General features: G+C 63.2%; 19 protein-coding genes. 17 read left to right on the top strand and 2 right to left on the bottom strand.

Going from position 1 to position 24,385, the window contains the following annotated elements:
* Nucleotides 1–20: 20 nt before the first annotated feature.
* The 4 genes from siaA to siaD are packed head-to-tail and all read left to right on the top strand — an operon-like array spanning nt 21 to nt 3,779.
* Entirely contained in the window at nt 21–2,012 is a 1,992-nt protein-coding gene (gene siaA, locus AAGW23_RS13925; RefSeq protein WP_342407017.1) for a biofilm regulation protein phosphatase SiaA, read from the top strand.
* Between the two features lie 28 nt (nt 2,013–2,040).
* On the top strand, nt 2,041–2,586 hold the full coding sequence (gene siaB / locus AAGW23_RS13920) for a biofilm regulation protein kinase SiaB (RefSeq protein WP_342407016.1): 546 nt from the start codon (nt 2,041–2,043) through the stop codon (nt 2,584–2,586).
* A gap of 20 nt (nt 2,587–2,606) precedes the next feature.
* Nucleotides 2,607–2,984 carry a biofilm regulation phosphoprotein SiaC gene (gene siaC, locus AAGW23_RS13915; RefSeq protein WP_342407015.1) on the top strand — a complete coding sequence of 126 codons (378 nt, stop codon included), beginning with the start codon at nt 2,607–2,609 and terminating at the stop codon, nt 2,982–2,984.
* A 9-nt stretch (nt 2,985–2,993) separates the two neighbouring features.
* Nucleotides 2,994–3,779 (top strand): biofilm regulation diguanylate cyclase SiaD, encoded by a 786-nt coding sequence (gene siaD, locus AAGW23_RS13910; RefSeq protein WP_342407014.1) that lies wholly within the window; start codon nt 2,994–2,996, stop codon nt 3,777–3,779.
* A gap of 197 nt (nt 3,780–3,976) precedes the next feature.
* On the opposite strand, the gene gbcA is transcribed toward siaD, so the two are convergent.
* Nucleotides 3,977–5,266: a glycine-betaine demethylase subunit GbcA gene (gbcA, locus tag AAGW23_RS13905; RefSeq protein ID WP_342407013.1), complete on the bottom strand. Its 1,290-nt coding sequence runs from the start codon at nt 5,264–5,266 to the stop codon at nt 3,977–3,979.
* 396 nt (nt 5,267–5,662) lie between these two features.
* Here gbcA and gbcB point away from each other — a divergent pair, with 396 nt between their 5' ends.
* From gbcB to fdhA, 8 genes are all read left to right on the top strand, one after another.
* On the top strand, nt 5,663–6,763 hold the full coding sequence (gene gbcB / locus AAGW23_RS13900) for a glycine-betaine demethylase subunit GbcB (protein ID WP_342407012.1): 1,101 nt from the start codon (nt 5,663–5,665) through the stop codon (nt 6,761–6,763).
* 479 nt (nt 6,764–7,242) lie between these two features.
* A complete protein-coding gene (gene glyA / locus AAGW23_RS13895; RefSeq protein ID WP_342407011.1) occupies nt 7,243–8,496 on the top strand; it encodes a serine hydroxymethyltransferase in 1,254 nt (417 codons plus the stop codon).
* A 121-nt stretch (nt 8,497–8,617) separates the two neighbouring features.
* Nucleotides 8,618–9,868, top strand: coding sequence for a sarcosine oxidase subunit beta family protein (locus AAGW23_RS13890; protein ID WP_342407010.1), 1,251 nt, complete (start codon nt 8,618–8,620; stop codon nt 9,866–9,868).
* Between the two features lie 56 nt (nt 9,869–9,924).
* Nucleotides 9,925–10,251, top strand: coding sequence for a sarcosine oxidase subunit delta (locus tag AAGW23_RS13885; RefSeq protein WP_342407009.1), 327 nt, complete (start codon nt 9,925–9,927; stop codon nt 10,249–10,251).
* Nucleotides 10,248–13,280 carry a sarcosine oxidase subunit alpha gene (locus AAGW23_RS13880; RefSeq protein WP_342407008.1) on the top strand — a complete coding sequence of 1,011 codons (3,033 nt, stop codon included), beginning with the start codon at nt 10,248–10,250 and terminating at the stop codon, nt 13,278–13,280. The genes AAGW23_RS13885 and AAGW23_RS13880 overlap by 4 nt, the downstream gene beginning before the upstream one ends.
* Before the next feature lie 83 nt (nt 13,281–13,363).
* Complete coding sequence (locus AAGW23_RS13875) at nt 13,364–13,993, top strand: sarcosine oxidase subunit gamma (protein ID WP_342407007.1); 630 nt, start codon at nt 13,364–13,366, stop codon at nt 13,991–13,993.
* 106 nt (nt 13,994–14,099) lie between these two features.
* The gene (gene purU, locus AAGW23_RS13870) at nt 14,100–14,957 is read left to right on the top strand and encodes a formyltetrahydrofolate deformylase (RefSeq protein WP_342407006.1); all 858 of its coding nucleotides are present in this window, start codon (nt 14,100–14,102) and stop codon (nt 14,955–14,957) included.
* Nucleotides 14,958–15,044: 87 nt separating this feature from the next.
* Nucleotides 15,045–16,244: a formaldehyde dehydrogenase, glutathione-independent gene (fdhA, locus tag AAGW23_RS13865; protein ID WP_342407005.1), complete on the top strand. Its 1,200-nt coding sequence runs from the start codon at nt 15,045–15,047 to the stop codon at nt 16,242–16,244.
* A gap of 162 nt (nt 16,245–16,406) precedes the next feature.
* On the opposite strand, the gene AAGW23_RS13860 is transcribed toward fdhA, so the two are convergent.
* Nucleotides 16,407–16,871 carry a thioesterase family protein gene (locus AAGW23_RS13860; RefSeq protein ID WP_342407004.1) on the bottom strand — a complete coding sequence of 155 codons (465 nt, stop codon included), beginning with the start codon at nt 16,869–16,871 and terminating at the stop codon, nt 16,407–16,409.
* A 265-nt stretch (nt 16,872–17,136) separates the two neighbouring features.
* Between AAGW23_RS13860 and AAGW23_RS13855 the strand changes: the two genes are divergently transcribed.
* The 5 genes from AAGW23_RS13855 to AAGW23_RS13835 all read left to right on the top strand — a co-directional run bounded on the left by AAGW23_RS13855 (nt 17,137) and on the right by AAGW23_RS13835 (nt 24,298).
* Nucleotides 17,137–18,114, top strand: a complete 978-nt coding sequence (locus AAGW23_RS13855; protein ID WP_101152634.1) for a dipeptidase — start codon at nt 17,137–17,139, stop codon at nt 18,112–18,114.
* Between the two features lie 113 nt (nt 18,115–18,227).
* Entirely contained in the window at nt 18,228–18,758 is a 531-nt protein-coding gene (locus AAGW23_RS13850; protein ID WP_102837932.1) for a 4-vinyl reductase, read from the top strand.
* A 95-nt stretch (nt 18,759–18,853) separates the two neighbouring features.
* Nucleotides 18,854–20,914, top strand: coding sequence for a dimethylglycine demethylation protein DgcA (gene dgcA / locus AAGW23_RS13845; RefSeq protein WP_102837933.1), 2,061 nt, complete (start codon nt 18,854–18,856; stop codon nt 20,912–20,914).
* Between the two features lie 169 nt (nt 20,915–21,083).
* On the top strand, nt 21,084–23,063 hold the full coding sequence (gene dgcB / locus AAGW23_RS13840; protein ID WP_342407003.1) for a dimethylglycine demethylation protein DgcB: 1,980 nt from the start codon (nt 21,084–21,086) through the stop codon (nt 23,061–23,063).
* A complete protein-coding gene (locus AAGW23_RS13835; RefSeq protein WP_342407002.1) occupies nt 23,063–24,298 on the top strand; it encodes an electron transfer flavoprotein subunit alpha/FixB family protein in 1,236 nt (411 codons plus the stop codon). Before dgcB ends, AAGW23_RS13835 begins: the two co-directional genes overlap by 1 nt.
* The last annotated feature ends 87 nt before the right edge of the window (nt 24,299–24,385 follow it).

The raw sequence follows: 24,385 nt of genomic DNA, 5'->3' as shown, positions 1-24,385 counted from the left end.
CAAGGGAAGTCGGGATCACCATGGCAGCACTGGGAATACGCGGCAAGTCACTGCTGGCGTTGCTATTGACCTTCCTGCTTGCAATCGGCATCGCCGTACTGGTGGGCCGTGAAGCGTTGCAGGGCGTGCAAAATCGTTTTGGCGAAGCCTATGCGCGCAATGTGGTTCAGCTCAACCGCGAACGGCTGTTCGCACCAGTCACTCGCGAATTGGCCTTGGCACAACGCCTTGCCGAATCTCAAATCACCCGTGCCTGGCTGCTCGATGAGAACGATCCGGCCAAGCGTGCTTTGTTCTTCCTAGAAGCGGCCGGTTATCAGCGCGCGCTGAGTGACCATTCCTACTTTGCGGCGTCCGCAGCGAGCAACCGCTACTACTCCAACGGCGACCAGCAACCTCCCAGCGAGGCGCCTCGCTATGAAATGAAACCCGACGCGCCAGAAGATGAGTGGTTCTACGTCACCCTGCGCTCGGACGCGCCCTACCATCTCAATGTCGACCGCTCGGCCGTCACTGGCGACCTGAAAATCTGGTTCAACATCGTGGTCCGTGATGGTGAGCGCCCGCTCGGCATCGTCGGCTCCGGCATCAGCCTCAAGGCGTTCGTAACCCAGTTCATCGAAGAAGACAAAACCGGCGTCGAGTCGATGGTCCTCGACAGCCACGGCTCAATCCTGGTCCACCCTAACCAGAACCTGGTTACCCTTAACGCCGACACCTCCCAGGGCCGCTCGCTGTCCACCAGCCTGCTTGGCCTGCTCGACGATATCGACCAGGCCACGGCACTGCGACAAGCGATGCGCTACAGCCGCGAACATCCTGGCGAGACGACCGCTTTGAAGGCGAGTCTCGATGGCGAGCCACGCCTGCTGGCGCTGACCTGGATTCCGGAACTGCAATGGTTCGTCGCCAGCGCCGTGGACCTGAGAACAGCCCAGGTGATCGAACTGAGGCCCCTGGTGCCTGCGCTGGGTGCCGTATTGTTGCTGTTGCTGCTGCTGATCGCGGGCAGCGCCTGGCTGGTCGACCGTCGCGTACTCAGCCCGTTGCGGCAACTGCGCAAGAGCGCTCAGGCGATTGCTGCCGGCCACTACAACGCGCCGCTGCCGAGTGATCGAGACGACGAGATCGGCGAGCTCAGCACTGCGTTCCGCAGCATGGCGCTCAAAATCCATAGCCATACCAGCGAACTGGAAAGCCGCGTCGACGAACGCACACGTGAACTGCAGCAGGCCAACCGCGACATGGCCGCCGCGCACAAGAAAATCGAGGACTCGATCGATTACGCCAGCCTGATCCAGCACGCCATCCTGCCCAAGCGTCAGTTGGTGGCCGACCTCGATGAGCGCCACGCGGTGCTCTGGCATCCCCGCGACGTGGTTGGCGGCGACTTCTACGTCTATCGCGCCACCGAACAAGGCTGCCTGCTCGGCGTGGTCGACTGCGCCGGCCACGGGGTGCCCGGCGCGCTGATGACCATGCTCGCCCACGCCGCCATTGAGCAAGCCATCGCCGATGCGGGCCTGCACGACCCGGCAGCTATTCTTGCGCGCACTGACGGCATCGTGCGCAGGATGCTGCGCGACGACACGACCCAACAGGCACTCGCCACCAACATGGACGTCGGCCTCGCCTACGTCGACTTCGAGCGCCGCCTGGTGGTCTACGCTGGCGCCAAGATTGCGCTCTACTACAGTGACGGGGAAAGCCTCGAGGAGCTGCCGGCGGGACGCCGCGCCATTGGCGACCGACGCGTAGGCGAGTACGCGAATGCCGAGGTCGAGCTGAAGGCAGGCCGCACCTTCTACCTGGCTACCGACGGTTTCCTTGACCAGGCGGGTGGCGAGCTCGGTTATGGTTTCGGCAATAGCCGCTTCGCCGATATGATTCTGCGTCATGCCCGCCTGCCGATGAACGAACAGGGGGCGGCGTTCAAAGCCACCCTGGACGAATACCAGGGCGATTATCCCCAGCGTGACGACATCACGATGTTGTGTTTCCGTTTCGATTGAGCGCCATTCACCGGAGTCGAGTTGCCCCATGGAAACCCTTGACCTGTTCGCCATGCGCGAAAGCTACAACCGACAGCAGATCATGCTGTGCTTCAACGGCCCGATCTCGCGCAGCCTGATCGAGGAAATCGGCAACGCGCTGCGTAACTACCTCGCGGCCGATCATGCCAACCCGTCGTCGGCGATGGATGTGTTTGCCGTGTACATCGAGATGACCCAGAACATCCGCCATTACGCCAAGGTGCGTAACTGGGCGGATCAGGAGGCCGGCGCGACAGTCGTGGTCGCCCGCAACGATGCCGACGGGCGCTACGTGGTATCCGCCGGCAACCTGATCGAGACCGCGGACGGCGAAGCGCTGATCGCCACCATTGAAGAGCTGGCACGCCTGGACAAGGCGCAGCTCAAAGCTCGTTACAAGGAACAATTGCGCAAACCGCGCGAAGACAACACTGTCAGCGGTGCAGGACTCGGCCTGATCGACATCGCCCGCAAATCCAGCGAACCGCTGAAAGCATCGCTGCAAACCGTCGCCAACGGCCGCTCGTTCATCAGCCTGAGCGCCGTCATCTGACTTACAAGAGCCAACTGCACATGAATGATTTCTCCATTGCCGGCAGCCAGTCATCGCCCGCCATTCAGTCCGACTGGGAAAATGGCGTGCTCGCCATGCAAGGCGACTCCTACCCGGAAAACTCCTACGAGCTTTTCCATCAGGTCATCGAGTGGATCGAACGCTACCTGGCCGAAGCCGGCCGGCCGTTGCGCCTGGAACTGCACCTGCTCTACCTCAACACCAGCAGCATCAAAGCTGTGATGGATATCTTCGATCTGCTCGAAGCGGCCTATCAGGAAGGCAAGGCAGTGGCCGTCAACTGGCACTACGACCGTCGCAACGAACGTGTGGTAGAGCTGGCCGAAGAGTTCAAGGAAGACTGCACCTTTCCATTCATGATCCTCAGCCACGATTAGAAGGTTCTTATGCGCGGGCAGAATCCGCTGGAAAGTCAGGTTTTGGAGTCGCTGTCCGACCCCGAGAACCAAGGCCATCCACTGTATGAAACGTTGGGTCAGCTGTGGGAGGCGCACCACAGCCTGCTTAACCGCATCGAGCGCATCGCCCGGGTCTCCGACGGTTACCAGAGCATCGTCCGCGACCGCGAGATGACCCTTTCGGCCCGTTTCGACAAGCAGCTGCGACAGCTGGAAAAAGTCGCACGCATTTCAGATCGTTATCAGACGATGTTGCGTGACCTGAACATCGCATTGAAAGAAGCCTCCACCCATGACGCCCTCACCGGCATCGCCAACCGCCGCTTACTGACCGAGCGACTGCGCGAAGAGACCGAACGGGCGAAACGTTATTCACGGCCGCTGTGCGTGGTCATGGTCGACATCGACCGCTTCAAGGCCATCAATGACGACCACGGCCATGAGGTCGGTGACAATGTGCTGATGGAAGTGGTGCGGGTGATGGAAGCCGAGATCCGCGAGCATGACCTCTGCGGCCGCTGGGGTGGCGAAGAATTTCTCCTGCTGATGCCGGAGACCTCGACCGAAAGCGCAGTGCGGGTAATGGAGCGGTTGCGTGAAGCCGTCGCCAAGTTGCGGGTACGGATCAATGACGACTCGCTGTCGGTAACGGTGAGCCTGGGCATGGCGCAGCTGCGCCCCGATGAAAACTACTCCAGCGCCATCAACCGCGCCGATGTGGCACTGCTGCGTGCCAAGCGAAACGGTCGGGACCGCTACGAACTGGCGGACTGACCGTACACCACCTCGCACTGGCAGCGCTCTGGCGCTGGGAAACGCCGGTTTGGGCTCGGTCCGGCGTTCCCATAGCCCAGCGCATGCCGCTGGCGACCTTCTGTTCAAATCGGTGAGATGAATCTCATCGCAAGCCAGGAAGTACTGGTGGCGCACCCGCCTGCGCACGCAGGCACGCCACCGGATGACGCCGGCGCTTACTCGTTGATCTGCTTCAGGTAGCTCGCAGGCTCGGCGCCGAGGTTGTTCAGCATGCGCTCGCTGTACCAGTCGATGAAGTTGACCACACCGAACTCGTAGGTCTTCGAGTAAGGACCGGGCTGATAGGCCGTCGAGTTGATCCCGCGCTGGTTCTCTTCCGCAAGGCGACGGTCCTGGTCGTTGGTCGCATCCCACACCTGACGCAGGCGCGCCACGTCGTAGTCGACACCCTCGACCGCGTCCTTGTGGACGATCCACTTGGTGGTCACCATCGTCTCCTGCGCACTGATCGGCCACACGGTAAAGACGATCACGTGATCGCCCATGCAGTGGTTCCAGGAGTGCGGCAGATGGAGGATACGCATGGAGCCGAGATCGGGGTTCTGGATGCGGCCCATGAGTTTCTTGCTGCCTTGCTTGCCGTCCATGGTCATCGAGACCGTGCCCTTAAGCAACGGCATGCGCACGATGCGGTTACGCAGGCCAAAGCTGGCGTGGGCATAGGGAATCTTCTCCGCGTCCCACTTAGCCGCAGAATCGGCAACGTGATCCTTGAACGCCTGGCTGGCCCGTGGATCGGTGACGTCGTCCCATTCCAGCAGGGTATTGAGCAACTCCGGGTGCGCACCGTTGCAGTGGTAACACTCGCGGTTGTTTTCCAGCACCAGTTTCCAGTTGGCCTTTTCCACCAGGGTGCTCTGCACCGCCACCTTGGTGTTCTCCATGTCGTACGGTTCCATGTAATGCGACAGGGTGGCCAGGAAGTCGTCGATCGCTGGCGGGTTCTCGGCCAGGGAGATGAAGATGTAGCCGCCAGCCGTCTTGCACTGCACCGGCTTCAACCCGTACTGATTGAGATCGAAGTCAGCGCCCATCTCGGTGCCGGCGAACAGCAGTCGACCGTCAAGCTCGTAGGTCCACTGATGATAGGGGCAGACCAGCTTGGCAACCTTGCCCTTGTCGCTGGTGCACAGGCGGGAACCGCGATGGCGACAGACGTTATGGAATGCGTGCACCGCACCTTCTGCACCGCGGATAACCAGAATCGGGTTAGTGCCGATCTGTAACGTCAGGAAGTTGCCCTTGGTAGGTATTTCGCAGGTCATGCCGGCGATCAACCATTCCTTATGGAAAATCTCCTGCATGTCGATCTGGAACAGGCGTTCATCGCTATAGAACGGTTGCGCCAGAGAAAAATTCGGCTCGCGTGCCTGCAACATCTCGGCCGTGGCTTTGCGCGCGGCTTCGAGTGGATCGCCCAGGCTCAGGTTGGAAGTGACATCCATCGGTTGCTCCTCAAGCCGGCCGCGCCTTGCAGGCGTCTGTGGCTGGCGACAAAAGTGGCTATTCGGTTACGACGCAAGGCGGCGAGCCGGACGGCATCAGCGCCGTCAAATAGAGAAGCGGCTCCAGCGAATCACCCCCCTGCTCGGCTGGGACCGAGTGTGTCGCGGCGCAACAGGCAAACCTTATCCATGGGCGACAGGCGCGCATCCGTTTCCGACGCGCAAACGCCCATGACATCGGGCTGGTCGCGATAAGCATGCCGATGTCGCGGGTAGGTAAGTGACGCCGCGGCGCGTTACGCACAATTCTGTGCCATAAGGGCTATGCGGCGTGGAGTCGCAGTCCCGGAAAAGGGGCCCAACGGGTCGATGTAGCAGCGCGCAATCGAGGTGAGCATGTCCAGTAATTTCCTCAATCCGGTCAATACCCAGACATGGACCAACGGCCGCCATCTGGTGCGCTGCGTGAAGGTGATCCAGGAAACCTGGGATGTCCGTACCTTCTGTTTTATGTCCGATCAACCCATCATGTACTTTTTCAAGCCGGGCCAGTTCGTGACCCTGGAGCTTGAAATAGACGGGCAGCAGGTGATGCGTTCCTACACCATCGCCAGCTCACCCTCGGTGCCTTACAGCTTCTCGGTGACGATCAAGCGCATCCCTGGCGGTAAGGTATCCAACTGGCTGCACGACAACTTAAGCGAGGGTGACCAGCTGCCGGTGCACGGCCCCGTCGGGTTGTTCAACGCCATCGATTTCCCTAGTGAGAAAATTTTGTTCCTGTCCGGCGGTGTGGGCATCACGCCGGTCATGTCGATGGCGCGCTGGTACTTCGACACCAACGCCAACGTCGACATGGTGTTCGTCCACAGTGCACGCTCGCCGAAGGACATCATCTTTCACCGCGAGCTGGAGCACATGGCTTCGCGGGTCAACAACTTCAGCCTGCACATCATTTGCGAGAAGCACGGCATGGGCGAGGCCTGGGCCGGTTATCGCGGCTACCTCGACCAGCGCATGCTGGAGCTGATCGCACCGGATTTCGCCGACCGGGAAATATTCTGCTGCGGACCGACCCCGTACATGAACGCGGTCAAGCGACTGCTGCAGGCCAACGGCTTCGACATGCAGCACTATCACGAGGAGTCGTTCGGTGCGACGCCGGCAGACGTGCGTGAAGACGTCAAGGAACTGGCCGAACAGGCAGCCGAGGCGCCCGATGTACCGCTTGCCGACCTCAATCAGGTGGAGTTCACCGCGACCGGCAAGAGCATTCGCGTCGGCCCGCGCGACACCGTCCACTCAGCGGCTGCGCAGCTCGGCCTGCACATTCCCAAGGCCTGCGGCATGGGCATCTGCGGTACCTGTAAGGTTATGAAGACCTCCGGCGAGGTGGTCATGGAGCACAACGGCGGCATCACCGATGAGGACGTGGCCGAGGGCTACATCCTGTCCTGCTGCAGCGTGCCACAGGGCGACGTGGTCATCGATTACTGAGCCAGGGCTGCGCGGGCGGAGCCAGTCGCCCGCGCAGCATCCCCAGCGCCACCCATCCCAACCGTTACGCCGCAATCAACAGGCCGCGTAGCGCTGGTTCATCCCGTGGGTCGCTCAGAGAAGCGACCTGTTCGACTGACTGATTCGCCGGCCATAGCCAGCGCATCACCTCGCAATCAGCCCCCTCTGACACCTCATCCCCGCACCGTCGCGACCCTAGTTGCCCCTGGGTTATCGCACCTAGCCCTACGCACAAGCGACTTCTGCACTGCGGAATCGGCGCGAGCAAACGGCCAGCCGGCGCGCGCGACCGATCACTTGCGCGAGATTTCCGAGAGCGACGACAGCATGTCGCAAACGAACTCCCGCAAGACGCAGGCAGGCATCTTCCCACCAAGGCCCAGCCCTACCATCGCATCCAGACACACCAAGGCCTTCACCGAGGCGAATGGCGCCGTTGCGCCTTTAGGAGATCCGCGATGTTCAGCAAGCAAGACAAAATCCAGGGCTATGACGACGTACTTCTGGCGGCGATAGATGCCGAGGAAGCGCGTCAGGAACATCACATCGAACTGATCGCCTCGGAGAACTACACCAGCAAGCGCGTGATGCAGGCCCAGGGCAGCGGGCTGACCAACAAGTACGCCGAAGGCTATCCGGGCAAGCGTTACTACGGTGGTTGCGAGCACGTCGACAAGGTCGAGCAGCTGGCCATCGATCGCGCCAAAGAGCTGTTCGGCGCCGATTTCGCCAACGTCCAGCCGCATTCGGGCTCCTCGGCCAACAGCGCCGTCTACCTGGCGCTGCTCAACGCTGGCGACACCATTCTCGGCATGAGCCTGGCCCATGGCGGCCACCTGACCCACGGCGCCAAGGTCAGCTCGTCCGGCAAGCTGTACAACGCCGTGCAGTACGGCATCGACACCGACACCGGCCTGATCGACTACGACGAGGTCGAGCGCCTGGCGGTTGAGAGCAAGCCGAAGATGATCGTGGCCGGCTTCTCGGCCTACTCGAAGACCCTGGATTTCCCGCGTTTCCGCGCCATCGCCGACAAGGTCGGGGCGCTGCTGTTCGTCGACATGGCGCACGTGGCGGGCCTGGTCGCGGCCGGCCTGTACCCGAACCCGATTCCGTTTGCCGACGTGGTCACCACCACCACGCACAAGACGCTGCGCGGCCCGCGTGGCGGCCTGATCCTGGCCAAGTCCAACCCGGACATCGAGAAGAAGCTCAACGCTGCGGTCTTCCCGGGCGCCCAGGGCGGCCCGCTGATGCACGTCATCGCGGCCAAGGCCGTGTGCTTCAAGGAAGCCCTGGAACCTGAGTTCAAGGAGTACCAACAGCAGGTCATCAACAACGCCAAGGCCATGGCCAAGGTGTTCATCGAGCGCGGCTACGACGTGGTCTCGGGCGGCACCGACAACCACCTGTTCCTGGTCAGCCTGATCAAGCAGGGCATCACCGGCAAGGATGCGGACGCGGCCCTCGGGCGCACCGGCATCACCGTCAACAAGAACGCCGTACCCAACGACCCGCAATCACCCTTCGTCACATCCGGGCTGCGGATCGGCACGCCGGCCATCACCACCCGCGGACTCAAGGAAGACCAGAGCGTCGAACTCGCCGGCTGGATCTGCGACATCCTCGATCACCTCGGTGATGACGACGTCGAGGCTCAGGTGGCTCGCCAGGTCGCGGGGCTGTGCGCCGACTATCCGGTGTACCGCTGATTCGTAAGGTGGAAGGCGCTGCTGCCTTCCACCGCCAGTTGTTGGTGGATCGCTGAGGGGGTGACCCCGCTACGAGTCGCAAAACCGCTTCGAGGCGGTCGTTTTTCCAGGAGCATTCGACATGCAACGTTATTCCGGCTTCGGCCTGCTCAAGCACTCATTCAGCCACCACGAAAACTGGCAGCGCATGTGGCGTAACCCAAAGCCCAAGCCGGTCTACGATGTGGTTATCGTCGGCGGTGGCGGCCATGGTCTGGCCACTGCGTACTACCTGGCGAAGCAGTTCGGCGTCAAGAACGTCGCCGTTATCGAGAAAGGCTGGTTGGGCGGTGGCAACACCGCGCGCAACACCACCATCGTGCGGTCCAACTACCTGTGGGACGAATCGGCACGCCTCTACGAACACGCGATGAAGCTGTGGGAAGGCCTGTCCCAGGACATCAACTACAACGTGATGTTTTCCCAGCGCGGCGTGTTCAACCTCGGTCATACCCTGCAGGACATGCGCGACATCGAGCGCCGGGTCAGCGCCAACCGCCTCAACGGCATCGACGGTGAAGTGGTCGATACCAAGCAGGTGGCGGAGATGATCCCTTACCTGGACTGCTCGAAGAACACCCGTTATCCGATCCTCGGTGCCTCGCTGCAGCGCCGCGGCGGCGTCGCCCGTCACGACGCAGTGGCCTGGGGCTATGCCCGCGCCGCCGACGCCCTGGGGGTCGACCTGATCCAGCAGACCGAAGTGATCGGCTTCCGCAAGGAAAACGGCGTGTGCATCGGGGTGGAAACCAACAAGGGCTTCATCGGCGGCAAGCGCGTCGGCGTGGTCACGGCCGGTAACTCCGGGCACATGGCCAAGCTGGCCGGTTTCCGCCTGCCGCTCGAGTCGCACCCGCTGCAGGCGCTGGTCTCCGAGCCGATCAAGCCGATCATCGATACCGTGATCATGTCCAACGCCGTGCACGGCTACATCAGCCAGTCGGACAAGGGCGATCTGGTCATCGGCGCCGGCATCGACAGCTACGTCGGCTACGGCCAGCGGGGTTCCTACCCCACCATCGAGCACACCCTGCAGGCGATCGTCGAGATGTTCCCGATCCTCTCGCGGGTGCGCATGAACCGCCAGTGGGGCGGCATCGTCGACACCACTCCGGACGCCTGCCCGATCATCGCCAAGACCCCGGTGAAGAACCTGTTCTTCAACTGCGGCTGGGGTACCGGCGGCTTCAAAGCCACACCGGGGTCGGGTCACGTCTTTGCCGCCAGCCTGGCCAAGGGCGAAATGCACCCGTTGGCCAAGGCCTTCTCGATCGAGCGTTTCTACAACGGCGCACTGATCGACGAGCACGGCGCGGCTGGGGTCGCACACTGATTTTGTGCCCCTCCGCCGACGGCGGAGGGATGTAGGTTTTCTGGAGGTACCCGACCATGCTGCATATTTTCTGCCCTCACTGTGGCGAATTGCGCTCCGAAGAAGAGTTCCACGCGGGCGGCCAGGCCCACATCCCCCGCCCGCTGGACCCGAACGCCTGCACCGATGAGGAATGGGGCGAGTACCTGTTCTTCCGCGACAACCCGCGCGGCATCCACCACGAACTGTGGATCCACGCCTCCGGGTGCCGACAGTACTTCAACGTCACCCGTCATACGGTGAGCTACGCAATTCTCGAGACCTACAAGATCGGCGAACAGCCCAGCGTGACCGAGGCATCGCTCGCCTCGAAGAAGGCTGCTGAGCAAGGAGTAAAGGCATGAGCCAGGTCAATCGTCTTTCCCAGGGCGGCCGCATCGACCGTAACCGGCCCCTGACCTTCACCTTCAATGGCGAGACCTATCAGGGCTACGCCGGTGACAGCCTGGCTGCCGCCTTGCTGGCCAACGGCGTCGACGTGGTCGGCCGCAGCTTCAAGTACTCGCGTCCGCGCGGCATCGTTGCCGCTGGGTCCGAAGAGCCCAATGCCGTGCTGCAGGTCGGTAGCACCGAAGCGGCGCAGATTCCGAACATCCGTGCCACCCAGCAGGCGCTGTACCCAGGCCTGACCGCCAGCAGCGTGAACGGCTGGCCGAGCGTGAACACCGACCTGATGGGCATTCTCGGCAAGGTCGGCGGCGGGATGATGCCGCCCGGGTTCTACTACAAGACCTTCATGTACCCGCAGAACCTCTGGCTGACCTACGAGAAGTACATTCGTAAAGCCGCCGGTCTGGGCCGCGCACCCACGGAGAACGATCCTGACCGCTACGATCACCTGAACCAGCATTGCGATGTCTTGGTAGTCGGTGCGGGCCCGGCTGGACTGGCAGCCGCATTGGCCGCCGGTCGCAGTGGCGCCCGCGTGATCCTGGCCGACGAGCAGGAAGAGTTCGGCGGCAGCTTGCTCGCCACCCGCGAGACCCTGGACGGCAAGCCAGCCGCCGAATGGGCTGCCAGCGTGATTGCCGAACTGGAAAAAATGCCGGAAGTGACGCTGCTGCCACGCTCCACCGTGAACGGCTACCACGACCACAATTTCCTGACCATTCATCAGCGTTTGACCGACCACCTCGGTGAAGTCGCGCCCAAGGGTGCCTTGGGCCAACGGATGATTCGTCAGCGCATGCACCGCGTCAGAGCCAAGCGCGTCGTGCTGGCCACGGGTGCTCACGAGCGTCCGCTGGTGTATTCGAACAACGACGTGCCCGGCAACATGCTCGCCGATGCGGTCTCCACCTACGTGCGCCGCTACGGCGTGATACCCGGCCGCCAGCTGGTGCTGTCGACCAACAACGACTACGCCTACCGGGCGGTGCTCGACTGGCTGGACGCTGGCCAACAGGTGGCTGCTGTGGCCGATGCTCGCAGCAACCCGCGTGGTGCCTGGGTCGAGGAAGCGCGGCGTCGCGGCGTTCGCATTCTCGCTGGCAGTGCAGTGGTCGAGGCGCGTGGCAGCAAGCGGGTCACCGGGGCGCGCATCTGCGCCATCGACCTGGCCAGCCACAAGGTCGTCAGCCAGGGTGAGGTGGTCGATTGCGACCTGATCGCCAGCTCCGGCGGTTACAGCCCGGTGGTCCATCTGGCCTCGCACCTTGGCGGTCGTCCTGTCTGGCGTGAAGACCTGCTGGCCTTCGTGCCGGGCGAAGGCTTCCAGCAGCGCACCTGCGCTGGCGCGGTAAATGGCGTGTTCGCCCTTGGCGATGCACTCGCCGACGGCTTCGAAGCGGGCGCCACAGCGGCTGCCGAGACCGGCTTCAAGGCAGTCAGCGGCAGCGTGCCGCAGGCCGAGCAACGCGTCGAGGAAGCCAGCGTCGCGCTGTTCCAGGTCCCACACGACAAGCCCACCGAACGTGCGCCCAAGCAGTTCGTCGACCTGCAGAACGATGTCACCGCGGCCGGCATCAAGATCGCTACTCGCGAAGGTTTCGAGTCGGTCGAGCACGTCAAGCGCTACACCGCACTGGGCTTCGGTACTGACCAGGGCAAGCTAGGCAACATCAATGGCCTGGCCATTGCCGCCCATTCAATGGGCATCAGCATCGCCGAGATGGGCACCACGATGTTCCGGCCGAACTACACGCCGATTACCTTCGGTGCGGTCGCCGGTCCTCACACCTACGAGCTGTTCGAGCCCAAGCGTTACACCGCCATGCAGGCCTGGCACCTCAAGAATGGCGCCGAATTCGAGGACGTCGGCCAGTGGAAGCGTCCCTGGTACTTCCCCAAGAAGGGCGAAGATCTGCACGCCGCCGTGGCCCGTGAGTGTCTGGCCGTGCGCAACGCGGTGGGCATCCTCGACGCCTCAACCCTCGGCAAGATCGACATCCAGGGTCCGGACGCCCGTGAATTCCTCAACCGCGTCTACACCAACGCCTGGACCAAGCTGGATGTGGGCAAGGCGCGTTACGGCCTGATGTGCAAGGAAGACGGCATGGTCTTCGACGACGGCGTGACCGCTTGCCTGGCCGACAACCACTTCCTGATGACCACCACCACTGGCGGTGCTGCACGGGTGATGGAGTGGCTGGAGATCTACCACCAGACCGAGTGGCCGGAGCTGAAGGTGTACTTCACCTCGGTCACCGATCACTGGGCAACCATGACGCTGACCGGCCCCAACAGCCGCAAGCTGCTGGCTGAGGTCACCGACATCGACCTGGACAAGGAAGCCTTCCCCTTCATGACCTGGAAGGAAGGCAAGGTAGGCGGCGTGCCGGCACGGGTGTTCCGCATCTCCTTCACCGGTGAGCTGAGCTACGAAGTCAACGTCCAGGCCGACTATGCGTTGGATGTGTGGGAGCAGGTCATCGAGGCGGGCAAGAAGCATGGCCTGACGCCCTACGGCACCGAGACCATGCACGTCCTGCGCGCCGAGAAGGGCTTCATCATCGTTGGCCAGGACACCGATGGGTCGGTGACCCCGGACGATCTGAACATGGGCTGGTGTGTCGGCCGTACCAAGCCGTTCTCCTGGATCGGCTGGCGTGGCATGAACCGTGAGGATTGCCTCAAGGAAAACCGCAAGCAGCTGGTCGGCCTGAAGCCGGTGGATCCGAAGAAGGTACTGCCCGAGGGCGCGCAGCTGGTATTCGATCCCAAGCAACCCATCCCGATGACCATGGTGGGCCACGTGACCTCCAGCTACATGAGCGCGGCCATGGGCTATTCCTTCGCCATGGCGCTGGTCAAGGGCGGCCTCAAGCGCATCGGCGAGCGGGTCTACGCGCCGCTGGTCGATGGCAGCGTGATCGAGGCCGAGATCGTCAGCTCGGTGTTCTACGACCCGAAAGGCGAGCGGCAGAACGTGTGAGGTGAACGTGAGGCTGGCGCGCCGGCCTCACGCTCGGTACACCCGGAATTCTACGGCGCCGCACGGCGCCAGGCAGGTAAACCATGACCGCAGTGAACGTGTACAAACAACGCCCGGACAACATCCAGGGGCAATCGCCGTTGCACCATGCCGGCCTGAAAGAGCTGGTCGGCAAGGGCCGTGCTGGCGCCGGCATTCGCCTGCGGGAAAAGAAGCTGCGCGGGCACCTGACCTTGCGCGGCGATGCTCACGACCCGGCTTTCGTCAAAGGCGTTAACCAGGCGCTCGGACTGGAACTCCCTGTCGCGCTGACGCTGGTGGCCAACGGCGAGACCTCGCTGCAGTGGATGGGCCCGGACGAATGGCTGCTGATCGTCCCGCAAGGCGAGGAATTCGCCACCGAACAGCGCCTGCGCGAGGCGCTGGCCGGCCAGCACATCCAGGTGGTCAATGTCAGCGGCGGGCAAACCCTGCTCGAACTCTCCGGCGAAAAGGCCCGCGAGCTGCTGATGAAGTCGACGCCCTACGACGTGCATCCGAGCAACTTCCCGGTGGGCAAGGCCGTGGGCACTCATTTCGCCAAGAGCCAGCTGGTGATCCGGCATACCGCGGAAGATGTCTGGGAACTGGTGGTGCGCCGCAGCTTCGCCGACTACATCTGGCTCTGGCTGCAGGATGCCAGCGCCGAGTACGGGATGGCGATCGAGGCGTGATGTCCTTGGGGTGGCCGACGCGTTCGTCCACCCCGGCCAACCAGAAAGGGACGGCTGACGCGTGAGCCACACGCCCACCGATGCCCGCCCCGCTTGGGAGATAACCATGAGCCGCACGCCCGACACCTGGATCCTTACCGCACACAGCCCGAGCCTGCTCGGCACCGTCGATGTGGTGACCCGCTACCTCTTCGAACAGGGCTGCTACGTCACCGAGCACCACAGTTTCGATGATCGTCTGGTCAATCGATTCTTCATTCGCGTCGAGTTTCGAGCGCCTGAAGGGTTCGACGAATCGCAGTTCCGCATGGGCTTGATCGAGCGAGTCACGCCCTTCGGGATGCACACCGAGCTGACACCGCCGGGCTATCGGGCCAAGGTGGTGATCATGGTGTCCAAGTCCGATCACTGCCTGAACGATCTGCTGTACCGCCAGCGCATCGGCCAGCTGCCGATGGAGATCGCTGCGGTCGTCTCCAACCACCCGGATCTCGAACCCCTGGCGCGCTGGCACGGCATTCCCTATCACCACTTCCCGCTCGATCCGCGTGACAAGCCGGCGCAGGAGCGTCAGGTGCTGCAGGTGATCGAGGACAGCGGCGCGGAGCTTGTGGTGCTCGCCCGCTACATGCAGGTGCTCTCGCCCGAGCTGTGCCGCACGCTCGATGGTCGCGCCATCAACATCCACCACTCGTTGCTGCCCGGCTTCAAGGGCGCCAAGCCCTACCATCAGGCCTACCAGAAAGGCGTCAAGCTGGTCGGCGCCACCGCGCACTTCATCAACAACGACCTCGACGAAGGGCCAATCATTGCCCAGGGCGTCGAGCCGGTGGACCACACCCACTATCCCGAAGACCTGATCGCCAAGGGCCGCGACATCGAATGCCTGACCCTGGCCAAGGCGGTCGGCTATTTCCTCGAACGCCGGGTATTCCTGCACGCCAACCGAACGGTGGTGCTGTAGGTCCCGGTCGCAATTTCATAGCTCCACTACAAGCCCGCGCGGCCTCCCGTCGCGCCTTGTATTCACAAAAACAAAGGAGAAAGGCAGATGGCTGACAATCGTGGCGTCGTTTACCTCGGCGCAGGCAAGGTCGAAGTCCAGAAAATCGACTATCCGAAAATGCAGGACCCCCGCGGGCGCAAGATCGAGCACGGAGTGATCCTGCGCGTCGTTTCCACCAACATTTGCGGCTCGGACCAGCACATGGTGCGCGGCCGGACCACCGCTCAGGTCGGCCTGGTGCTCGGTCACGAGATCACCGGGGAAGTCATCGAGAAAGGCAGCGATGTAGAGCACCTGCAGATCGGCGACCTGGTCTCGGTGCCGTTCAACGTCGCCTGCGGCCGTTGCCGTTCCTGTAAGGAGCAGCACACCGGCGTCTGCCTGACTGTCAACCCAGCGCGAGCCGGCGGCGCCTACGGCTACGTCGACATGGGCGACTGGACCGGTGGCCAGGCCGAATACGTGCTGGTCCCCTATGCCGACTTCAACCTGCTCAAGCTGCCCAACCGTGACAAGGCGATGGAAAAGATCCGCGACCTGACCTGCCTGTCGGACATCCTGCCCACCGGCTACCACGGTGCGGTCACCGCCGGTGTCGGCCCAGGCAGCTCGGTGTACATCGCCGGCGCCGGCCCGGTCGGTCTGGCGGCTGCCGCCTCGGCGCGCCTGCTGGGCGCTGCGGTGGTCATCGTCGGCGACCTCAACCCGGCCCGCCTGGCCCACGCCAAGGCGCAGGGTTTCGAGATTGCCGACCTGTCGCTGGATACTCCGCTGCACGAGCAGATCGCCGCCCTGCTGGGCGAGCCGGAAGTCGATTGCGCAGTTGACTGCGTGGGCTTCGAGGCCCGTGGCCATGGCCATGAAGGCGCCAAGCACGAGGCTCCGGCTACCGTGCTCAACTCGCTGATGGGCGTGGTGCGCGTGGCGGGCAAGATCGGTATTCCCGGTCTCTACGTCACCGAAGATCCGGGCGCCGTGGACGTCGCCGCCAAGATGGGCAGCCTGAGCATCCGCTTCGGTCTCGGCTGGGCCAAGTCGCACAGTTTCCACACCGGCCAGACCCCGGTGATGAAGTACAACCGCGCCCTGATGCAGGCGATCATGTGGGACCGCATCAACATCGCCGAAGTGGTGGGCGTACAGGTGATCAGCTTGGACCAGGCGCCCCAGGGCTACGGCGAGTTCGATGCTGGCGTGCCGAAGAAATTCGTCATCGACCCGCACAAGATGTTCAGCGCTGCCTGATCCGTCACCAGCCGTTATTCGTCCTGCGGGTCGGCCTGCAGGACGCTGATGTTGAGCACTTTGGGGAGCCTTTGGGCTCCCCCTTTTTGCTGACTCCAGCGTCAGCGTCTCCGTGCGGCTGAGACCTATGTGCCGTGTGCGCCCGGCCGCCCTCTCCCGCCCTCATCCAGGCAAGCCGATGACCCGACCGATGTGAATGGGCCTGGGCAAGTCCTGCTGCGCCTCTTGCAAAGCCTGCAGCTGTGCCAGCACCGCCGCGTCGAATGGCGCCGAGCGACCTACCTGTCGATCGATGTTGATCAGCATTTGCTCATTGGCCGCCAGCAGGCCGTCCTCACCGACCCGATAAAGACCGTGGTACACCTGCAGCCGCTTGCGGTCGTGATTCAGCAGCTGCGTGCGCACCTCTACCTCCGCCCCCAGCTTGACCTCGGCCAGGTAGTTCAGGTGGCACTCGAGGGTATACAGCGTGTGCCCGCTGCGCTCACGCCCGGCCTGGTCGAGGCCTATCCGATCCATCAGCGCATCCGTGGCGAAGCTGAAGATCAGCAGATAGAAAGCGTCGCGCAGGTGATTGTTGTAGTCGACCCACTCGGGCCGGATGGGGGTGCGATAGGTCGTGAGCATCCGAGGGTGTCCTTCATTGAGTCGGTGTTTTCCGAGCGCGACCAAAGTGCCGAAAATGGCCTGCCGCCCGCGCTGTAGCCGATAGTCGGTCGCCGCGGCGTGCGCCGGGATCAGCACTATGGTCGCCCCAGCAGCCTGGTTATCGCGTGTTGACGTTTTGAGCAATACCCCAGTCGTTTTTGCATCGGGACGACATCCCCCCCAGGGATAAGCTGCCGCCAAGCATCGACAAACGATTCGATGAGCCGCACTGGGGAGTTACCTGATGAACCCAACCGAACTGCACGCTGACAGCATCGTCATTGACGGTCTGATCATCGCCAAATGGAACCGCGAACTGTTCGAGGACATGCGCAAGGGTGGTTTGACGGCCGCCAACTGCACCGTCTCGGTATGGGAAGGGTTCCAGGCCACAGTCAACAACATCGCCGCCAGCCAGAAGCTGATCCGCGAAAACAGCGACCTGGTGATGCCGGTGCGCACCACTGCCGACATCCGCAAAGCCAAGGAACTGGGCAAGACAGGCATCCTGTTCGGCTTCCAGAACGCCCATGCCTTCGAGGACCAGCTCGGCTACGTCGAAGTGTTCAAGCAGCTCGGCGTCGGCATCGTGCAGATGTGCTACAACACCCAGAACCTGGTCGGCACCGGCTGCTACGAGCGCGACGGCGGGCTGTCCGGGTTCGGACATGAAGTCGTCGCCGAGATGAACCGCGTCGGCATCATGTGCGACCTCTCCCACGTCGGCAGCAAGACCAGCGAGGAAGTCATCCTCGCATCGGAAAAACCGGTCTGCTACTCGCACTGCCTGCCATCCGGCCTGAAAGAGCACCCGCGCAACAAGTCCGACGAAGAGCTGAAGTTCATCGCCGACCACGGCGGTTTCGTCGGCGTGACCATGTTCGCGCCCTTCCTGGCCAAGGGCATCGACTCGACCATCGACGACTACGCCGAGGCCATCGAGTACGTGATGAACATCGTTGGCGAAGACGCCATCGGCATCGGCACCGACTTCACCCAGGGCCACGACCAGAACTTCTTCGAGTGGCTGACCCACGACAAGGGTTACGCCCGCCGCCTGACGCGCTTCGGCAAGATCGTCAACCCGCTGGGCATCCGCACCGTGGGCGAATTCCCCAACCTCACCGAGACCCTGCTCAAGCGCGGCATGCCCGAGCGCACCGTGCGCAAGGTGATGGGCGAAAACTGGGTACGGGTCCTCAAGGACGTCTGGGGCGAATGACGAATACCGGAGCCCGCCGCGCGCACCCATAGCGGCATCGCCCTCAGCGGGCTCGCCAAGGCTCATCAGCACTGTTCAAACAAGCAAGACAACGAATTCTGGAGCTCAAACACATGTCCACCCACGCACCCGAAATGCCCATCCAGGTCGACGACGAAACCGGCGTCTGGACCACCGACGCCCTGCCGATGCTCTACGTGCCGCGGCATTTCTTCGTCAACAACCACATCGGCATCGAGGAAGTGCTCGGCGCTGAAAAGTACGCCGAGATCCTCTACAAGGCTGGCTACAAGTCGGCCTGGCACTGGTGCGAGAAGGAAGCCGAATGCCACGGGCTGGTCGGCGTGGAAGTCTTCGAGCACTACATGAAGCGCCTGTCGCAGCGCGGCTGGGGCCTGTTCAAGATCGAATCAATCGACCTGGACGCCGGCACCTGCGAGGTCCGCCTGGATCACTCGGCATTCGTCTACGTCTACGGCAAATGCGGGCGTCCGGTGGATTACATGTTTACCGGCTGGTTCGCCGGCGCCATGGATCAGATTCTCCAGGCGCAGGGCAGCAGCATCCGCACCGTCGCCGAACAGGTCTACGGCGCCTCGCAGGAAGGCCACGACCACGGTCTTTTCCGCGTCAAACCACTCTAAAAAAAGGTATGTGAGAGGGGCTTCGTGGCGACAGCATCGCCGCGCAAGCCCCCCACAAAGAAAACGCTAGGCTGCTTTTCCGTGAGGGTGCCGCAATGGCTTTCGAAGCAATGTTCCAGCCGATCCAGATCGGCAAACTGACCATCCGCAACCGCGTGATCAGCACCGCCCACGCCGAGGTCTATGCCACCGACGGCGGTATGACCACCGAGCGGTATGTGAAGTATTACGAAGAGAAAGCCAAGGGCGGCATCGGCCTGGCGATCTGCGGCGGCTCCTCGGTCGTCGCCATCGACAGCCCGCAGGAATGGTGGTCTTCGGTGAACCTGGCCACCGACCGGATCATCCCTCACTTCCAGAACCTGGCTGACGCCATGCACAAGCATGGCGCCAAGATCATGATCCAGATTACCCACATGGGCCGTCGCTCGCGCTGGGACGGTTTCAACTGGCCAACCCTGATGTCGCCGTCGGGTATTCGCGAACCTGTACACCGCGCCACCTGCAAGACCATCGAGCCGGAAGAGATCTGGCGCATCATTGGCAACTACGCTCAGGCCGCACGCCGCGCCAAGGAAGGCGGCCTGGATGGCGTCGAGCTGTCCGCCGTGCACCAGCACCTGATCGACCAGTTCTGGTCGCCGCGGGTGAACAAGCGTACCGACGAATGGGGCGGCACCTTCGAGGGCCGCATGAAGTTCGGCCTGGAAGTGCTCAAGGCCGTGCGCGCCGAGGTCGGTGACGACTTCTGCGTCGGCATGCGCATCACCGGTGACGAGTTCCACCCGGACGGCCTCACCCACGAAGACATGAAAGAGATCGCCAAGTACTACGATGCCACCGGCATGGTCGACTTCTTCGGCGTGATCGGCTCAGGCTGCGATACGCATAACACCCTGGCCAACGTCATTCCAAACATGAGCTATCCGCCGGAGCCGTTTCTGCACCTGGCCGCCGGCATCAAGGAAGTGGTCAACGTCCCGGTCCTGCATGCGCAGAACATCAAGGACCCGAATCAGGCCCAGCGCATCCTCGAGGGCGGCTACGTGGACATGGTCGGCATGACCCGCGCCCACATCGCCGACCCGCACCTGATTGCCAAGATCAAGATGGGCCAGGTGGACCAGATCAAACAGTGCGTCGGCGCCAACTACTGCATCGACCGCCAGTATCAGGGCCTGGACGTTCTCTGTATCCAGAACGCGGCCACCAGCCGGGAATACATGGGCCTGCCGCACATCATCGAGAAGTCCACCGGGCCCAAGCGCAAAGTGGTGATCGTTGGCGGTGGTCCGGCCGGTATGGAGGCCGCACGTGTCGCTGCCGAACGCGGCCATGACGTCACCCTGTTCGAGAAAAAGGACAGCCTCGGCGGGCAGATCAACCTCGCCGCCAAGGCACCGCAACGTGACCAGATGGCGGGCATCACCCGCTGGTTCCAGCTGGAAATCGCACGCCTCGGCGTCGACCTTCGCCTGGGTACCGGTGCGGATTCGGAGACCATTCTCGATCTGCGTCCGGACATCGTGGTGCTGGCCAACGGCGGCCACCCGTTCATCGAGCAGAACGAGCACTGGGGCGCGGAAGAAGGCCTGGTTGTCAGCAGCTGGGACATCCTCGACGGCAAGGTGGCGCCCGGCAACAACGTGCTGGTCTACGACACCATCTGTGAGTTCACCGGCATGTCGGTGGCCGACTTCATCGCCGAAAAAGGCGCCAAGGTGGAAATCGTCACCGATGACATCAAGCCCGGCGTGGCGATTGGCGGCACCAGCTTCCCGACCTACTACCGCAGCCTGTACCCGAAGGAAGTGATCATGACCGGCGACCTGATGCTGGAAAAGGTCTACCGCGAGGGTGACAAGCTGGTGGCAGTGCTGGAGAACGAATACACCGGCGCGCAGGAAGAGCGGGTGGTCGACCAGGTGGTGGTGGAGAACGGTGTGCGTCCTGACGAGCGCCTGTACTACGCCCTCAAGGAAGGCTCGCGCAACAAGGGCCAGATCGACGTCGAGGCATTGTTCGCGATCCAGCCGCAGCCCTGCCTTTCGCAGAGCGGCGAAGGCTACCTGCTGTTCCGCATCGGCGACTGCGTCGCGCAGCGCAACACCCACGCGGCGATCTATGACGCGCTACGGCTGTGCAAGGACTTTTAAGCCCAGCGCAACGTTGACGGTCTGACCCGGTCTGGCTCCCTCTCCCTTTTTGGGGAGAGGGCTGGGGTGAGGGTCGGTCCCGCGGACTAACTGCTCACCCTGACCCTCTTTCCGGAGGGGCGAAGGACTGAAACGCATCATCCCCTGACATTGGCGGTGGGAGCCTCACATGTTGAATACCATTCTTCCCATTCTCCTGTTTGCCGCCCTCGCGCTTGCCGTACTCGGCGCAGGCAGGCGCTTCGCCATGTGGCGCCGCGGTCGGCCGACCAAGGTCGACTGGATCGGTGGCCTGATGGCCATGCCACGGCGCTACCTGGTCGATCTGCACCATGTGGTCGAACGCGACAAGTACATGTCCAAGACTCACGTGGCCACGGCTGGCGGCTTTGTCCTGGCGGCTGTCCTGGCGATCATCGTGCACGGCTTCGGTCTGCAGAGCCGGATTCTCGGCTTTGCCCTGCTCGCTGCCTGCGTGCTGATGTTTGTCGGTGCGCTGTTTGTTGCCAAACGCCGCCGCAACCCACCGGCACGGCTGTCGAAAGGCCCCTGGATGCGCCTTCCGAAGAGCTTGCTGATGTTCTCGTTCAGCTTTTTCATCGCCACCCTGCCAGTGGCCGGCATCCTGCCGGCCGATTTCGGCGGCTGGATCCTCGCGGCCGTGCTGGCGCTCGGCGTGGCCTGGGGTGTGTCAGAGATGTTCTTCGGCATGACCTGGGGCGGGCCAATGAAGCATGCCTTCGCCGGTGCCCTGCACCTGGCCTGGCACCGCCGTCCTGAGCGTTTCCGCACTCCGCACAACGCCAGCGCGGCCCGTTCCAGCGGCCTCAAGGCCCTGGATCTGACCGATCCAAACGCACCGTTGGGTGTGGAAAAGCCCAAGGACTTCACCTGGAACCAGCTGCTCGGCTTCGATGCCTGCGTGCAGTGCGGTCGTTGCGAGGCAGCGTGCCCGGCCTTCGCCGCCGGCCAGCCGCTGAACCCGAAGAAGCTGATTCAGGACATGGTCGTCGGCCTCGCCGGTGGCAGCGACAAGGGTTACTTCGGCAGCCCCTATCCCGGCATTCCGGTGGGCGAGCACGGCGGCAACCCGCACCAGCCCATCGTCTTTGCCGAAGGCAAGGGCCTGGTCGAGGCGGAAACGCTGTGGTCCTGCACCACCTGCCGCGCCTGCGTCGAGGAGTGCCCGATGATGATCGAGCACGTCGATGCCATCGTCGACATGCGCCGCCACCTCACCCTGGAAAAGGGTGCGACGCCAAACAAGGGCGCCGAGGTGCTGGACAACCTGATCGCCACCGATAACCCCGGCGGATTCGCCCCCGGTGGTCGCCTCAACTGGGCCGCCGACCTCAACCTGCCGCTGATGAGCGAGAAGAAGCAGGTCGACGTGCTGTTCTGGGTCGGCGACGGCGCCTTCGACATGCGCAACCAGCGCACCCTGCGCGCCTTCGTCAAGGTGCTCAAGGCCGCCGACGTCGACTTCGCCGTCCTCGGTCTGGAGGAGCGTGATAGCGGTGACGTGGCACGCCGTCTGGGTGACGAAGCGACCTTCCAGTCGCTGGCCAAACGCAACATCGAGACCCTGGCCAAGTACCGCTTCAACAAGATCGTCAGCTGCGACCCCCACAGCTTCCATGTGCTGAAGAACGAATACGGCGCACTGGGTGGCGAATATCAGGTACTGCACCACAGCACCTACATGGAAGAGCTGATCCGCGGGCAGAAACTCAGCCTGGGTCAGCACAAGGGCGGCAGCGTGACCTATCACGACCCCTGCTATCTGGGCCGCTACAACGGCGAGTACGAAGCGCCGCGCAGCGTGCTCAAGGCCATCGGCATCGAGGTCAAGGAAATGGAGCGCTCCGGCTTCCGTTCCCGCTGCTGCGGCGGCGGTGGCGGCGCGCCGATCACCGACATTCCCGGCAAGCAGCGTATTCCCGACATGCGCATGGTGGACATCAAGGAGACCGGCGCCGAGCTGGTGGCCGTGGGCTGCCCGCAGTGCACCGCGATGCTCGAAGGTGTGGTCGAGCCCCGGCCGCAGATCAAAGACATCGCCGAACTGGTCGCCGACGTATTGCTGGAGAAACCTGCGCCGGCAAAAAAGTCCGCAGCGGCCAAGCCTGAATCTCTGGAGGTGCACTGATGAGCGACATCATCCGCCGCGACCCTCGCGCCGAGTGGATCGCCCGTAACCGTCTGCATCCGCTGCACGCCGCCATGGCCTCGGCCGCAGCGGGCGGCGAAACCAGCTGGGCTGGCCCCAACGGCCTTCTGCGCAAGAATCCCCATGCGGTTGGCTTCATCGGCCCCAACGGCCTCAAGCGCATCGACCGCAGCGGCGCCCAACAAGGTGGCAGCACCAAACGCAGCGCGGCCAGCACAGTGGTCCAGCTGCCGTTGCATGTGGTTGACCAACCGGCCTTCTACATCGCCGTAGTGCCGGACATGGTCGGTGGCCGCCTGAGCAGTCACGACAAGGACCTGCTCGGCCTGGCCAACAAACTGGCCGGTGATTCCGGCGCCGTGGTCGCGGTGGTCTTTGGCGAGTACAAGGAAACCGCTTTCGACACCGCCGGCGTCGACCGTCTGGTGCACATCGAGGGCGAAGCCTTCGACGGCTACGCTCCGGAAGCGCGGGTGCTGGCCCTCAGCGCCGTGGAAAGCCAGCTGGCGCCACGCCACTGGTTGCTGCCGGACAGCCGCACCGGCGGTGGCGAACTGGGTCGCCGCCTCGGTGCCAAGCTCGGCGAGCGTGCGGCCACCCGCGTCTGGCAGGTCGCCGACAACCAGTGCATCGGCCGCGCCGGGGCTGGCCTGCAGGACTTGGTACGCCAGGCTCCGCGGCTGATCCTCGCCGCCGTCGAATGTGCCGAACCGGTCAGCGACACTCGTCACGAAGCGCGAGCCCTGCCCCTCGAACATCCGATCACCCGCTGCCTGCCCCGCATCGAGGACCTCGGCGCGGTCGCGGTCGACCCGGCGCTGATTCCCATGGCCGAAGCCGAGTTCATCCTGTCCGGCGGCAACGGGGTCAAGGACTGGGACCAGTTCCACCAGGCCGCCCAAGCGCTCGGGGCAACCGAAGGTGCTTCCCGCGTGGCAGTGGACGACGGCTTCATGCCGCGCAACCGCCAGGTCGGGGCTACCGGGACCTGGGTTACCGCACGGGTCTACCTGGCCGTCGGCATTTCCGGCGCCATACAGCACCTGCAGGGGATCAGCGCCTGCGACAAGGTTGTGGCCATAAACATGGACCCGGGTTGCGACATGATCAAACGTGCCGACCTGTCGGTGATCGGGGATTCCAGGGAGATTCTTGCCGCGCTGATTCAGATGGTCACCGAGTACCGCCAAGGAGGCGCACGCGATGCGGCATGAACAACGAGCTCACGAAAACCCCATAGGGTGGATGACGCTTCACCCATCCACCGGGAAAGACTGCACATTGATGGTGGAAGAAGACAG

It is taken from the genome of Stutzerimonas chloritidismutans (genome assembly GCF_038562055.1).
GTDB classification, from domain to species: Bacteria; Pseudomonadota; Gammaproteobacteria; order Pseudomonadales; family Pseudomonadaceae; genus Stutzerimonas; species Stutzerimonas chloritidismutans_A.
This window is presented reverse-complemented; position numbering and strand designations above follow the sequence as displayed.